This window comes from Fundicoccus ignavus (assembly GCF_009659375.1).
GTDB classification, from domain to species: domain Bacteria; phylum Bacillota; class Bacilli; order Lactobacillales; family Aerococcaceae; genus Fundicoccus; species Fundicoccus ignavus.
Window position 1 is genome coordinate 106,790 of record NZ_WJQT01000002.1, and the last position, 15,055, is coordinate 121,844.

The following is a 15,055-nucleotide window of genomic DNA, read 5'->3' on the forward strand; positions in this document are numbered from 1 at the left end:
GATAAAATGAAAGAATCAAAACAATTTAAATCAGGCTTTGTTGCAATAATTGGTCGACCGAATGTTGGAAAATCAACACTATTAAATAGAATAGTCGGCCAAAAGATTGCAATTATGTCGGATAAAGCACAAACAACACGTAATAAGATACAAGGTGTTTATACAGATAATGAAACTCAAATTATCTTTATTGATACACCTGGTATCCATAAACCGAAACATGCTTTGGGAGACTTTATGTTAAAAACAGCGTTCAGTGCACTAAAAGGTGTCGATGCAGTTTTAGTCGTGGTGAATGCTAGTGAAAAAATTGGACCTGGAGACCGTTTGGTTATTGAGAAAGCTAAACATAGCACAGTACCTGTTTACTTGTTAATTAATAAGATTGACTTAGTTCATCCAGATGAGCTTTTAGCGATTATAGATTCGTTTAAAGTAGAACATGATTTCGATGAAATATTCCCAATTAGTGCCAAAGAAGGTAGTAATGTTCCGGAATTACTAAATGATTTAAAGAGCAAGATGCCAGAAGGACCACAATATTATCCTGCAGATCAAGTAATGGATCATCCAGAGTACTTTGTTGTGGCAGAGTTTATACGTGAAAAGATTTTGATTTTAACTCGCGAAGAGATTCCACATTCAGTTGCGGTTCAGGTTCAAAGTATGCAAAGAAATGAGAATGATAAAATAGAAGTTCAAGCGACAATAATAGTTGAACGAAAGAGTCAAAAAGGTATGATCATTGGTGCGCAAGGTAGTATGATTAAAAAAATTGGTCAAATGGCTCGAAGAGACATCGAATTATTGTTAGATGATAAAGTGTATTTAGACTTATGGGTTAAAGTTCAAAAGAATTGGCGTGACCGTCAGTCTGACTTAATGGAGTACGGTTACCGACCTGATAATTACTAATCGTTAATTAATTTGGAGGGCTTGCCAATGAGAGAGCGATTTGAAGGTATTGTCTTATTTAAACGTAAGCACCGAGAACACGATGCATTGGTGAAGATATTTACAGCTGCTTACGGGACTAAAATGTTTTTCATTAAGCGATTAGAAAAACCTAATCATCCAATGGGAAGTCAGTTGATTCCGCTAACGATGAATGAGTATATTGGAACGATTAATCAAGAAGGGTTATCTTTCTTAACAGAGGCTTCAACTATTCAATTTAATCGATTAGTACAAAGTGATTATACCGTTCAAGCTTATGCGGCTTATATTTCGCAGCTTGTAGATTCGGTAGTCGATGATAATGTACCCAATTTACTTGTCTACGAACTATTTAAGCTGGCTTTAGCATTACTAAATGAAGGGAAGTCTCCGGAAATAATCGCGACTTATATTGAAATTTATCTTTTAAAAGGATTCGGTGTCCAACTTAAATGGGATGCCTGTGTAATATGTGGGGCTAAGCAACAACCTTTTGATTTCAGCATTCGTCAACATGGAGTCCTCTGTCAACAACATTTTTCTGAAGATGAATTTAGATTACATATTTCTCCTAAAGCGATGTATATTACTAGCTTGTTAGCACAAATTAAGCTAGAACAAGTTCAAACCGTGAATGTTTCTCAAGAAACATTAGCTGAAATCCGGCGTTTGATGGATGAAATTTATAAAGAATATGTTGGAATACGTCTGAAAAGTAAAAGTTATTTAGACCAAATGTTAGAAAATGATCGTAAATTTATTCAAATACTTAAAAGAGACAAGCCGACAGAAGAGTGATACACCAATCGATTTTTAAATAGAAATAGCTGTTCTTTTGATTGACTTTTGAAAGTGAAGTTAGTAAAATGTATATCATATCAAAAACTATATAAAAGATAGTAAAGCGACTCTAGGATGGTGAAAGCTAGGGCAGTTTCGAGGCAGTTTTTGAATCAGTTTAATCTTCTAAATTAAGTGCTAGTATATGCTAGAATTAGGGTGGAACCGCGAAGATAATTCGTCCCTATGATTAACAGTGAAGTTTTTCTCTGTTAATCATAGGGATATTTTTGTGGTTTTTATTAGGTAATTAAAAGTACTATGTTGCTTAATCAAGTGAAGATGAAGTTGTTAATCTTATATTGAAGATAAGGAGTATATAATAATGAAAAAAAGAACCGTTCAATCGATAATTTTAACTTTACAACAATTTTGGGCTGAACAAGGATGTTTAATTCTCCAAAGTTATGATACTGAAAAAGGTGCTGGAACAATGAGTCCATATACTTTCTTACGTGCAGTAGGACCAGAGCCTTGGAATGCTGCTTATGTAGAACCGTCAAGAAGACCAGCTGATGGTCGTTATGGTGAAAATCCAAACCGTTTGTATCAACATCATCAATTTCAAGTAGTCATGAAACCTTCACCACTAAACATTCAAGAATTGTATTTAGAGAGTTTAGTAGCGATTGGTATTGATCCACTAGCACATGATATTCGCTTTGTAGAAGATAACTGGGAAAATCCATCTTTAGGTTGTGCTGGTTTAGGTTGGGAAGTATGGATTGATGGAATGGAAATTACACAATTTACTTACTTCCAACAAGTTGGTGGATTAAAGTGTGATCCGGTAACAAGTGAATTAACCTATGGATTAGAAAGATTAGCGATGTATATTCTCGATGTAGAGAATGTTTATGATCTAGACTGGGTTGAGGGCGTTAAGTACGGTGATATCTTCTTACAACCAGAGCGCGAACATTCAACATATTCTTTTGAACACAGTAACGTTGAAATGTTAATTAATCAATTTGAAGCGTATGAACAAGAGGCTTTAAAACTAATTGAGTTAAAATTGGTTCATCCAGCTTACGACTATATTTTGAAATGTTCTCATACGTTTAACTTGTTAGATGCAAGAGGTAGAATTTCTGTTTCGGATCGTCCGGGTTACTTAGGTAGAATCCGTAAAATGGCACGTAGTATTGCTCAAGCTTTTGTGGAAGAGAGAGAAGCGTTAGGCTTTCCTTTACTACATGACAATCAATTGGACGCAGAATAAGGAGGAAATGAGATGGCAAAACAATATTTATTAGAAGTTGGGCTAGAGGAAATACCAGCTCGTTTTCTATTGAACTTAAGTCAACAATTGAAAGAAAGAGTAGAGAATTTTCTGAGTGAAGAACGCATAGCGTTCGAGGCTGTAAATGCTTATTCCACACCAAGAAGATTGGCTGTAATTGTAGATGGCTTATCAGATAGACAAAGTGATTTAAATGAACGAGTGAAAGGTCCATCTCTAAAAGTTGCGAAAGACGATCAAGGTGAATGGAGTAAAGCTGCGCAAGGTTTTGCTCGAGGACAAAAAGCAAGCACTGACGATTTGATTATTGATGGTGAATACGTATACTTAGATAAACACATTGAAGGTTTAGCGACTAAGGAAGTCCTGACTAAGATTGTCGATGTGGTTTCTCAGATGACATTCCCGGTTGCTATGCACTGGAGTAATGTTGCTACACCTTATATTCGTCCAATCCATTGGATTGTTTCTTTATTAGAAAATGAAATTGTTCCTTTCACTTTCGTAGGTGTTGACGCAAGTAATGTTACAAAGGGGCATCGCTTCTTAGGGAATGATGCGACAATTATTCATCCGAATGAGTACGTTAAACAATTAAAAGAACAATTTGTACTTGTTGATTTTGAGGAAAGACAGGCAATTATTCGCAAACAAATTGAAACAATTGCTGAAGAACACAATTGGAATGTACCAATCAATGAAGATTTGCTGGAAGAGGTTACTTCAATTGTCGAATGGCCAAATGCTTTCTATGGTGAATTTGAGGAAGAGTACTTAGATGTTCCTGAAAGTGTATTGATCACCGCAATGAGAGATCACCAAAGATACTTTTATGCTTTGGCAAAAGACACAGAAAAATTATTACCTGTATTTATTTCAGTACGAAATGGTAATGCGGATCATATTGAGAATGTCATAAAAGGTAACCGCAAAGTACTTAAAGCACGTTTAGAAGATGCCTTGTTCTTCTACCGCGAGGATTTAAGCCATGAACTATCGTATTATTTAGATAAGTTGGCGACGGTGAAGGAACATGTAAAGATAGGTTCATTCTCAGAAAAACAAGCGCGAGTAGAACAAGGAATTAAACTAGTTGCGAAGCAATTAGTTCCAGCTCAACTTGAAACATCTGACGTAGCAATTGCTGAAAGAGCCGCTCAACTCTATAAGTTTGATTTGTTAACTCAAACAGTTGGTGAATTTGATGAATTACAAGGACAGATGGGGCAAATTTATGCAGAGTACTACGGTGAAAGTGCTGAAGTTGCTAAAGCCATTGGTACTCAATATTTGCCAGTAACTAGTGGTGGAACATTACCAGATACTAAAGCAGGTGCTTTGCTTGCTTTGGTTGACAAATTAGATACACTTGCTAACTACTTTAATATCAAGTTAATTCCAACAGGTTCAAACGACCCTCACGCCTTAAGACGTAAAGCATTGGGAATTGTTGAAATAATTTTAGACCAAGCTTGGGACTTTGACTTATTGGATATCTTAGATGCGATTGTATTACAAGAAGAATCATCTGAATGGTCAGACCTTAAAGAAAAATTAGGGAACTTCATCCAAGCGCGAGTGCAACAGCATTTAGAAATAGATAGCATTGATCATGATATCATTCAAGCTGTTTCAAATGTGGAGCATTTAAATGTATACTATATTGTAAAGAGTGCGCATGAGTTACAACAATTTAAACAAGCGCAGTCTAGTGAATATCGTGCAATGGTCGAAGCGATCACTCGTGTTGTGAACTTGGGAGCTAAAGTATCAAAAGTTGAAGCAATTGATTTAACAATCCTTGAAACAGAATCGGAAAAAGCTTTAGTAGAAAAGATTGAAGGATTAACTTCAGGTAGTCCCAAAGAAGTAATTCAACAATTGCTTGATTTAGTAGAAGTCATTAATGCATATTTCGAGAATAATATGGTAAACGCTGATGATGAAGCGATTAAACGCAATCGTCAAGCAACAATGAAATTGTTGACTATTTTTGTAACTGAAATGGTTGACCCACGTGAATTAATTAGTAAATTTGATTAAGATAAAAATAATATTAAGAAGGGAGTGGAGAGTATGTCTACATTCTTAGATCGTGCGAAAGTTGATGTTAAAGCCGGTAAAGGCGGCGATGGCATGGTAGCTTTTAGACGCGAAAAATATGTACCAGACGGTGGTCCGGCTGGTGGTGATGGAGGAAAAGGCGGTAGTGTTATTTTCCGAGTTGACGAAGGCCTAAGAACATTAATGGATTTTCGTTATAATCGCCACTTTAAGGCAGATAATGGACAAAATGGGATGAGTAAGAGTAAATATGGCGCGAGTGCTGAAGATTTAGTCGTGAAAATTCCACCAGGAACAATTATTAAAAACGTTGAGACTGATGAAGTCTTAGGAGATTTAGTCGATCATGGACAGGAACTCGTTGTTGCTAAAGGAGGCCGTGGAGGTCGAGGTAATATTAAGTTTGCTACTCATAAAAATCCAGCTCCATCCATTGCAGAAAATGGAGAGCCAGGAGAAGAAGTAGAGTTATCATTAGAATTGAAAGTATTAGCAGATGTAGGACTAATTGGATATCCAAGTGTTGGGAAATCTACGTTATTATCTGTTATCAGCAATGCGAAACCTAAGGTCGCAGATTATCAATTTACAACCTTAGTCCCTAACTTAGGTGTGGTTAAGTTGAAAGTTGACCAAGAATTTGTCGTGGCCGATATGCCAGGACTAATTGAAGGTGCATCAGAAGGTGTGGGGTTAGGGATTAACTTCTTACGTCATATCGAAAGAACGAAAGTATTACTTCATGTTCTGGATGTTGCGCAAACACATGGCCGTGATGTATTCCAAGACTTCTTAGATATCATGCATGAATTAGCGAATTATAATGAAAAATTATTATTAAGACCTATGATTATCGTTGCTAATAAGATGGATGAAGCAGTAGCTGAAGAAAACTTAGTAACTTTAAAGGAAAAATTAGCAGAGTATTATGCTAATTTAGATCGCGATGTACCGGAGATTTTCGAAATTAGTGCATGGCAAAACAAAGGCATTAAGCCATTGTTACAAAGAGCTTATGACCTTGTACAAAACTCAGAATTTATTTCATTACATGATGAAGTTGAGGAGAAAGTTCATTATACGTTGGAAGAAGAAACACCATTTGAAATTGAAGAAATTCAACCTGGTCATTGGTTAATTAGTGGAAGTAAAATCGAGAAGCTTTATGCCATGACGAATATGGTTCATGATGAAAGTATCGCTCGATTTGCTAGACAATTACGTGGTATGGGTATAGACGAACAGTTGCGTAAATTAGGAGCTGAAAGCGGCGATACAGTTCAATTATCAGATTACTTCTTCGAATTTATGGATTAGGTGGCTTCATGATGGAAAATAAAGTTAAAGCACCCGTTAAAAGACTTGCAGTTTTTGATGGTTTAAAAGGTGTGTCAATACTAACTATTATTGGTTATTATTTCTTTGAGCATATTGTGCCAGGTGGTTTTCTAGCCGTTAACTTGTTTCTATTCATTGCTGGATTTTTAAATTTCCGTAGCCTATATACTGCTAGCGTTCGAGGAAAATCAGTAAAACTTTGGGAGTTTTACCGCGGGCGTTTTTCACGCCTGTTTTTCCCAATGCTAGCGATGATATCAATAACCATTACCTATATATTACTGTTCGCTCGAGATTATTTATTTAATATTCGAAACATGGCGATTTCAGCATTGTTATTTTTCAATAACTATTATCAAATTGCTAATGAACAGTCTTATTTTGTTCAGGCAGCGAATCCGAGTCCTTTTACACATTTGTGGTACGTTGCAATATATGGCCAGTTAATTATATTAGTACCGCTTATGATGAAATTATTCTATTCATGGCATAAGAAACCAGGGATAACGACTAATATTTTGTTAATCGTTTCTTTATTGTCAGCTGTACTATTAGGTTATTTATACAAGGCTGGAGAAGATCCAACTAGAATTTATTATGGTTTATTGACAAGAGCGTTCGCATTTACTTTTGGTGGAGCAATCGGTTTACTTTATCCAATCAAACTTCAACCTAAACCAATGCAAACTAAAGCCAGAATAATCTTTAATGTCACGGGATTAATTTCGTTAGTTTTGGCCTTTTTTATGATTAAGTTTATGTATGGGACGCATGCATTTGCTTATCAATTTGGAATGGCTTTGTTTACCTTAGTCTGTGCCGTACTTGTCATGTGTGCAATGCACCCTGCAACAATTTGGCATAAAGTATTTAGTTTTAGATTATTTACCTTTTTTGGTAAAAGAAGTTATTCTTACTATTTATGGTATTATCCTGTATATTTAATTATTTCGAAAAATTTAGTTGTGTTTAAAACAAACATTTATTTAAACTTTGCACTTCAGTTTTTAGTCATTATGATATTAAGTGAGATTACTTATCGATTATTTGAAATTAAACAATGGAGTTTGCCAATCGGGCAAGATTTTAATTGGAAGAAAACAAAACATCAGTTTGCTTACTTAAGAGATAATCCGAAAAGTTTAAAAGTGATTAAGACACTGACAGGTGTGTATGCATTTGTTCTCATAATGGGTTTGGTTGGTGTAATCGCATCACCTGAACAACGAAGTGAAACAGCACAAATTTTACAACAAACGATTGAAGAGAATAAAAAATTAGCACAAGATACTCAGACACAAGAGACTGAGACTGTTAAAGTTGTCAACAATATTGAAGGTTTAAGTCAGCAAGAATTACTATTTGCGAATGGCTTAGATATTAGTTTTATTGGAGATTCAGTTTTACTAGCAAGTGCAAGTGAAATTCAAAGTGTATTTCCAAAAGCGGTAGTAGACGGTTCAGTAGGTCGTCAACTTTACAATAGTTATTCGGTCGTTCAAGCGATGCAACTTAATGGCACTTTAAAACCAACAGTTGTAACGATACTTGGTTCAAACGGAACTTTTACTGCAGCACAATTGAATGATTATATTGAGGCAGTGGGAACGGATAAAGATCAATATTTCCTATCTGTTCATGTCGATCGAGCTTGGACGAATAATGCAAACACTCAACTATTTGCAGCTGCCCAAAGATATGGTAATGTAAAAATAATTGACTGGGCTGGTTTTGCGAATGATCATCCTGAGTGGTACTCTGATGATGAGGTTCATCCTAATGCTGAGGGAGCACTGGAATTAGCGAAATTTATTGCGCAAGAAATCTACAGACAACGTTAAGCGTAAACCAATAAAGGTGATGATTAATCCGGACTTTTATGATAATAGACTTGATTGCATGCCAATCATCTATTTATCTAGAGTCCGGTTTTGTTTTTACCCCAATTAGTAACAATTGAATAGAAAGGGTTAAACATATGAAATTACAATTTTTAGGCACTGGTGCAGGTGTGCCAGGTCGAATTCGTAATGTTAGTGCTTTAGTACTAAAATTATTAGATGAAATAAATGAAATTTGGTTATTTGACTGTGGTGAAGCCACACAACATCAAATTCTTAAAACAACCATAAAACCTAGAAAAATTACCAATGTGTTTATTACACATATGCACGGTGACCATATTTATGGTTTGCCTGGCTTTTTAAGTAGCCGTTCTTTTCAGGGAGGCGAAGGTCCGCTTACAATTTATGGGCCTCCAGGAATTCGTCAATTTGTCCAAATGACCTTAAAACTCTCTAAAACAAAGCTGTTGTACAAACTTAAAATTGTCGAGTTAGATCCAAATGGTGGTAGTATCAATTTAGACAAAGGATGGAAAGTTGATTATTTACCATTGGAACATGGTGTTTTATCATTTGGTTATAGAATTACAGAACCGGATTCAGTCGGAGAATTACTTGTTGATCGATTAGCAGAATATAAAATCCCAAATGGTCCAATATTCGGCCAAATAAAACGAGGGGAACAAGTTACATTGGCTGATGGAACTGTACTGAATGGGAAAGATTTTGTTGCTCCAGACCATAAGGGGAAAGTAGTGACGATTCTTGGCGATACACGACAATGCAATAATATTCATCAATTAGCTCAAGGAGCAAATGTTTTAGTCCATGAAGCAACTCATGATAGTAGTGAAGAGAAAATGGCTCATGCTTATTTTCACTCAACTAATCAGCAAGCTGCAAAAGTTGCACTAAAAGCTGGTGTCGAACAGCTCTACTTGAATCATATTAGTGCAAGATATTTAGGACAAGATGTGAAAGAGCTAGAGAAAGGTGCACAATCTATCTTTAAGCAAAGTAAAGTGGTCTTTGATTTGGAAGAATATGATTTAAACTCATTGAATTAGGAGGAAAAAGTCAATGAAGTTAAACAATAAAGTGGTCATAGTTACGGGTGCAACAAGTGGCATCGGTAAAGAAATTGCGTATCAACTCGCTAATAAAGGAGCTCATTTGGTTTTAGTAGCGCGCCGCCGTTCATTGCTTAAAGAATTAACACAAGATTTACATGAACGATTTAATGTTCAAGTGCTGATAGTGGTAGCAGATTTAAGTGAAACGAAACAAATCGAACGTTTAGTTGTTAAAGCTAAGAAATATTTTGGCCGCATTGATTATTTAATTAACTCTGCTGGGTATGGTGAATTTAAGCCCGCAGTTGAATTTTCGTATGAAGAAATTCAAGAAATGTTTAAAATTAATACCTTTGCGATGATGTACTTGAGCCAATTAGTAGCTCTGGAGATGCTAGAGCAAGCATCCGGTCAAATCGTGTTTATTTCATCAATATCCGGTAAGTTATCGTCGCATTCTTCAAGTGTGTATTCAGCTAGCAAATCTGCTATAATCGGTTATGCTGATGCACTTAGATTAGAATTAAAGAAATATGGTATTGGTGTTACAACCATCAATCCTGGCCCAGTAAAAACGCCATTTTTCACGCGCAATGACACTTTACAAGCTTACTATAAACGTATTGAGTTGTTTGCATTGGAGACTGAAACTGTAGCAAAACGAGTAATCGATGCTATGGTTAAAGGAAAACGAGAGGTTAATATGCCATTCATGCTAAAAACGGCAGCTATCATTTCGCCTTTGGTCCCTCATATTAGTGATTTCTTAAATACTAATCTCTTTAACTTTAAGGAGGAGTCAAGATGAAAGGTCCATGGAAAATATTAATTTCTTTATTCAGTTTAATTTTTGTCGTTATCTTTGCGATTCAAAATACTGCGAATGTAACGGTGAACTTATTTTTGACCAAAATTACGGTGCCGATTGTTATGGTGATTCTAATCACTTTAATTATTGGCGTGATTATTGGTTTACTTGTTTCATTTGCCTCTGTAAGCAGAGCTAGACGCAATACGAAAAAAGTTGAACAAGAACTATCAGATTTAAAACGGAAGCAAACGACTAATGTTCAAGCAAAGGAATCTAAACTAGTTAACTAGTAGCATATGAAAATAGAATGTAAGTTGAGGTTTTAAAATGAATTTAGCAAAATATAATTGGGAATTACCAACTCATTCTCAAGAAGAAACAAAATTAATTGAAGAATTACAAATGGCAGGATTGAAATATTCACCTGCTTTTTTGCGTTTGTGTATTGAACGAGGTTTTACTAGTAAGGACCAAGTTGAACAAGCCATCAATCAAACACCACAATTGTATCATGACCCATTTAATTTATACCAAATGGATATTGCAGTTGAACGATTGCAAGAAGCCGTTGCTAATGGAGAACAGATACTAATCTACGGAGATTATGATGCAGATGGTATCACGAGTACCTTAATATTGTTTGAAACATTAGAAACAATCGGAGCCAATGTTGACTATTATTTGCCAAATCGTATAACAGATGGTTATGGGCCAAATGTCGCAAGATATGAGGAATTTATTGCGAATGGTGTGCAGTTGATTTTAACCTGTGATAATGGAATTGCTGGGCACGAGGCAATTGCACGAGCTAAAGAATTAGGCGTTGATGTGATTGTCTCAGACCATCATGAAATGCAAGCAACACCCCCAAATGCGTATGCCATTATTCATCCTAAACATCCAGAAGGAGATTATCCATTTGCAGAGTTAAGTGGTGCAGGAGTCGCATTAAAAATTTCCCATGCACTTTTAGATGAAATTATGCCAGAAGTAGTTGAGTTAGCAGCAATTGGGACTCTATGTGATATGGTGTCACTCACTGATGAAAATCGTACGATTGTTTTAGGTGGCTTGCAATTTCTAAAAGATACTCAACGTTTAGGATTAAGGCTGTTATTAGAAACCCAACAAGTAGAATTTGATAAAATTGATGTTGATACGGTTGGATTCGTTATTGGGCCTCGATTAAACGCAATTGGTCGCTTAGGAGATCCAACACCAGCTTTAAAGCTATTACAAACTTTTGATGAGGAAATGGCCCAACAGCTAGTAGTATTAATCAATGAGAAGAATAGTGAGCGTCAAGCTATTGTCAAACAAATTCAACAAGAAGTGGAAGCTCGAATTGATTTGTTACCTGAATTACCCAATGTGATTGTTGAATCGGGTACAGATTGGCATGCGGGCGTATTAGGAATCGTCGCCAGTCGACTTAAAGAGAAATACAACCGCCCAACTATTTTATTTCAACATTTGCTTGATAAGCAAGAATTGAAAGGGAGCGGGCGAAGTGTCGATCAAGTAAATATCTTTGAGTGGCTTCAATCAATTGACCAACACATTAGTTACTATGGTGGTCATAGTCAAGCGGCTGGTTTAACTGTAAATGAAAATTCTTGGGAAAATTTCAAAGAAGCGTTACATAGTCTTGCGAATAAACATGAAGACAAAATTAATCAACCAGAAAGCTTAAAAATTGATGCTGTCCTTCCAGTCTCTGAAATTGAAGTCGATTTTATAGAGGAAGTTGAATTGTTAGGGCCATTTGGTATGGATAATCCAAGACCATTATTTGTTTTTGAAGATGTACTCGTTAAGAATATACGTTTAATTGGTGCAGATAAAACACATGTTAAATTGTCTGTCTCTGAGAATCAGCATGCTGACACTATATTAGACTGTGTTGCGTTTTCAAAGGCGACTCAGTTTGAAGGCATACAGAACGAAGATACACTGTCGCTTGTTGGAACTTTGTCTCTTAATGAATGGCGTAATAAAGTCAGTCCGCAAGTCATGGTGACTGATATGGGTATTGCTAGAACGCAATGGTTAGATTATCGATCAAGTAGAATCGCACCGGAATTATTACAAGAAACAGCTGCTATTTATGTTTTCCGACATTCAAAATTAGCTGCTTATTTCAGTGAACGCATTCCTAGTAGTAGTCAAGTTATGCTATACCAGGAAGTTAATCAAGAGAGTTTAGAGACTAATACCAAAGAAAAATTAATCATAATGGAACCACCACAAGATATAGAATCACTAGAGTTCTTAATTAAGCAAACTGAATGGAGCAAAATATACCTAGGATCTTTTGTCCAAGAGTCCAAATATACGGCTGGCGAACCAACCAGACAAGAATTTGCAGTTTTATATCGCTGGTTGTCTCAACAATCAAGTTTTCATTTTAGACAAAGTCTGTCTAAGATGAGTGAAGTATTAAAAATTCATCAAACTAGATTAAAATTGATGATTGTTGTGTTTTTTGAGGCAGAATTTGTTACAATAAAAGATGGCTTTGTTTCGTTTAATACGGCACACTCAAAAGAGGCAGTAGATTTATTTGCACTACCTGCAATTGAAAAGTATCGAAGAGAAATGCAAACAGAAGCATTATTGAATTATCAGACAATATCTGAAATAGAGAGATATTTCGAGGAGAATGAGGTAAAATCATGAATTTAAAAGATTATATTGCAAAAGTAGATAATTATCCAGAAGAAGGTATTATTTTCCGTGACATTACGCCATTAATGGCTAATGGTGAAGCCTTCAAAGAAGCGACACAACAAATTGTTAATTACGCTAAAGAATTAGGTGCAGACGTTGTTGTTGGACCTGAAGCACGTGGCTTTATCGTAGGGTGTCCAGTTGCTTACGCTTTAGAAATTGGTTTTGTACCAGTACGTAAAAAAGGTAAATTACCACGTGAAATAATTGAAGTTGACTATTCATTAGAGTATGGAAGCAACACTTTAACGATGCACAAAGATGCTTTGATCCCAGGTCAAAAAGTTTTAATTACTGACGACTTATTAGCTACAGGTGGAACAATTAAAGCAACAATTGATTTAGTTGAAGCTTTAGGTGGTGTAGTGGTAGGGTGTGCTTTCTTAATTGAATTAGAAGACTTAAACGGTCGCGATAAAATTGCAGGCTACGACATTAAAACTTTAATGACGTACTAATCACTAACTAGTTGTATGTGAAGAATTTTTAATTTTTCGCATTAAAAATAATACAGTAACGTCTGTTCAATAACTGATAAAAGAAAAAACGAACAAAGCTGTTGTAGCTATCAACTTAGAAGGTTGATTACTACGTGCTTTGTTCGTTCTTTAAAAATGTAGGGAAAAAGCTTAAAAACGACGGAATAAACTGACAACTTTACCAAGTAAAGTGACTGATTTTAGGACAATGTCCTCCATATAGTCATTTTCAGGTTTTAGTATAAAGTGATCGGATTTTTTGAAAAAAGTCTTACAAGTTACTTCATCATCATCGGTCATTGCGATGACAATTTCGCCATTATCTGCTGTTGTTTGACGGCGTACAGTGATGATATCACCATCCATAATACCAACATTCACCATACTATCACCTTTTACTTCTAGCATAATAAGTTCGCTAGGATCGTAATTTAATTCTGGTGGTACTGGATAGAAAGCAGTAGCATCTTCTATTGCTAAGATAGGTGAACCAGCGGCTACTTTACCTAACAAGGGCACTTCAACGGGGCCAACACCTAGTAAATCGATGGCTAGTTGAGTTAGCTCTAAAGCACGTGTTTTACTCGAATCTTTAATTAAGTAACCGCCTTTTTCTAAGCGAGATAAATGCCCATGAACGGTTGAGGTAGAAGATAGACCAACTACAGATCCAATTTCACGCACTGTTGGTGGATATCCGTTTGCTTCGATGTTATCATAAATACATTGGAGAATCGTCAATTGTTTAGTTGACAATTTAGCCATTGGAATCAACTCATTTCATTTAGTATTAAGCTTATTATATCAGATATAATAAGCGAAAACAAACAAACGTTCGCAAAGGAGGACATAAAATGTTAGAGAAAGACAAAATTGAACGAATTAATCAATTAGCCCGCAAAAAGAAAGCTGAAGGTTTAAATGAAGCTGAATTAGCAGAACAAAAAGCTCTAAGAGAAGAGTATATTGAAAATCTACGCTTTGGTATGCGTAATCATATCGAAGGCATTAAAGTAGTCGATGAAGATGGTACAGACGTCACTCCGGATAAAGTTAAAAATATCCAAAAAGATCGTAAATTACACGGTCGTCATCTTCAACATTACTTCTATCAAAATAAAAAAGACTAGAATTTTCTATTATTTTGCAAGACTTCAAAAAATTGCTATGAAAAACTATTAAATTTTAGTAAACTAATACTACATGAAATTAGAAAGTGAGGTATATATATATGCCAACAATAGCTTGGATTTTTATTGTTTTATTAGCACTAGTTGCTGGTGCAGTAGGTGGATTCTTTCTTGCGCGTCGTTACATGATGAAATACTTTAAAGAAAATCCACCAATTGATGAAAGAATGATCACGCAAATGATGGCCCAAATGGGACAAAAACCATCTAAGAAGAAAGTTGAACAAATTATGCGTTCAATGAAAGGTCAATAGATTTTTTTACAGGAGATTTACCATATTTTGGTAGTCTCCTGTTTTGTATCTCTCTAAGAAATAGCTATTATAGAGTATACACTTACAACATTTTCTTAGCGTATGCCGGATAAGATTTAAAAAAGATTATTGACACGATATAAAATATAAGTGTTGTATTTATAAATGATTTACTTTGTTTAGTTTTCGAAATAATGATAGACTTTATAGTGGACTTATTTAACAGGTTTAAATTTGTAAGTATTAAGAAAGG

At 35.5% G+C, this 15,055-nt stretch carries 14 protein-coding genes; 13 read left to right on the plus strand and 1 reads right to left on the minus strand.

Annotation, left to right across the window (positions count from 1 at the left end):
- Positions 1-6 precede the first annotated feature (6 nt).
- From era to GF867_RS02590, 11 genes are all read left to right on the plus strand, one after another.
- Entirely contained in the window at positions 7-915 is a 909-nt protein-coding gene (era, locus tag GF867_RS02540; protein WP_153831550.1) for a GTPase Era, read from the plus strand.
- Positions 916-942: 27 nt separating this feature from the next.
- Entirely contained in the window at positions 943-1,734 is a 792-nt protein-coding gene (gene recO / locus GF867_RS02545; protein WP_153831551.1) for a DNA repair protein RecO, read from the plus strand.
- A 364-nt stretch (positions 1,735-2,098) separates the two neighbouring features.
- On the plus strand, positions 2,099-2,998 hold the full coding sequence (glyQ, locus tag GF867_RS02550) for a glycine--tRNA ligase subunit alpha (protein ID WP_311453576.1): 900 nt from the start codon (positions 2,099-2,101) through the stop codon (positions 2,996-2,998).
- Between the two features lie 12 nt (positions 2,999-3,010).
- Positions 3,011-5,062: a glycine--tRNA ligase subunit beta gene (gene glyS / locus GF867_RS02555; protein WP_153831553.1), complete on the plus strand. Its 2,052-nt coding sequence runs from the start codon at positions 3,011-3,013 to the stop codon at positions 5,060-5,062.
- Between the two features lie 33 nt (positions 5,063-5,095).
- Entirely contained in the window at positions 5,096-6,400 is a 1,305-nt protein-coding gene (obgE, locus tag GF867_RS02560; protein ID WP_153831554.1) for a GTPase ObgE, read from the plus strand.
- Positions 6,401-6,411: 11 nt separating this feature from the next.
- The gene (locus GF867_RS02565; protein WP_253940708.1) at positions 6,412-8,262 is read left to right on the plus strand and encodes an acyltransferase family protein; all 1,851 of its coding nucleotides are present in this window, start codon (positions 6,412-6,414) and stop codon (positions 8,260-8,262) included.
- A 137-nt stretch (positions 8,263-8,399) separates the two neighbouring features.
- Positions 8,400-9,332, plus strand: a complete 933-nt coding sequence (gene rnz, locus GF867_RS02570; protein ID WP_153831556.1) for a ribonuclease Z — start codon at positions 8,400-8,402, stop codon at positions 9,330-9,332.
- A gap of 13 nt (positions 9,333-9,345) precedes the next feature.
- Positions 9,346-10,146, plus strand: a complete 801-nt coding sequence (locus GF867_RS02575) for an SDR family NAD(P)-dependent oxidoreductase (protein WP_153831557.1) — start codon at positions 9,346-9,348, stop codon at positions 10,144-10,146.
- A complete protein-coding gene (locus GF867_RS02580) occupies positions 10,143-10,439 on the plus strand; it encodes a LapA family protein (protein ID WP_153831558.1) in 297 nt (98 codons plus the stop codon). Before GF867_RS02575 ends, GF867_RS02580 begins: the two co-directional genes overlap by 4 nt.
- Positions 10,440-10,476: 37 nt before the next feature.
- A complete protein-coding gene (gene recJ / locus GF867_RS02585; RefSeq protein ID WP_153831559.1) occupies positions 10,477-12,828 on the plus strand; it encodes a single-stranded-DNA-specific exonuclease RecJ in 2,352 nt (783 codons plus the stop codon).
- Positions 12,825-13,337, plus strand: coding sequence for an adenine phosphoribosyltransferase (locus GF867_RS02590; RefSeq protein ID WP_153831560.1), 513 nt, complete (start codon positions 12,825-12,827; stop codon positions 13,335-13,337). Before recJ ends, GF867_RS02590 begins: the two co-directional genes overlap by 4 nt.
- A 171-nt stretch (positions 13,338-13,508) precedes the next feature.
- Here the strand turns inward: GF867_RS02590 and lexA are convergent, their stop codons facing one another.
- The gene (gene lexA, locus GF867_RS02595; RefSeq protein ID WP_153831561.1) at positions 13,509-14,123 is read right to left on the minus strand and encodes a transcriptional repressor LexA; all 615 of its coding nucleotides are present in this window, start codon (positions 14,121-14,123) and stop codon (positions 13,509-13,511) included.
- A gap of 89 nt (positions 14,124-14,212) precedes the next feature.
- Here lexA and GF867_RS02600 point away from each other — a divergent pair, with 89 nt between their 5' ends.
- Entirely contained in the window at positions 14,213-14,488 is a 276-nt protein-coding gene (locus tag GF867_RS02600) for a DUF896 family protein (RefSeq protein ID WP_153831562.1), read from the plus strand.
- Positions 14,489-14,589: 101 nt separating this feature from the next.
- Positions 14,590-14,802, plus strand: coding sequence for a YneF family protein (locus GF867_RS02605; protein ID WP_153831563.1), 213 nt, complete (start codon positions 14,590-14,592; stop codon positions 14,800-14,802).
- The last annotated feature ends 253 nt before the right edge of the window (positions 14,803-15,055 follow it).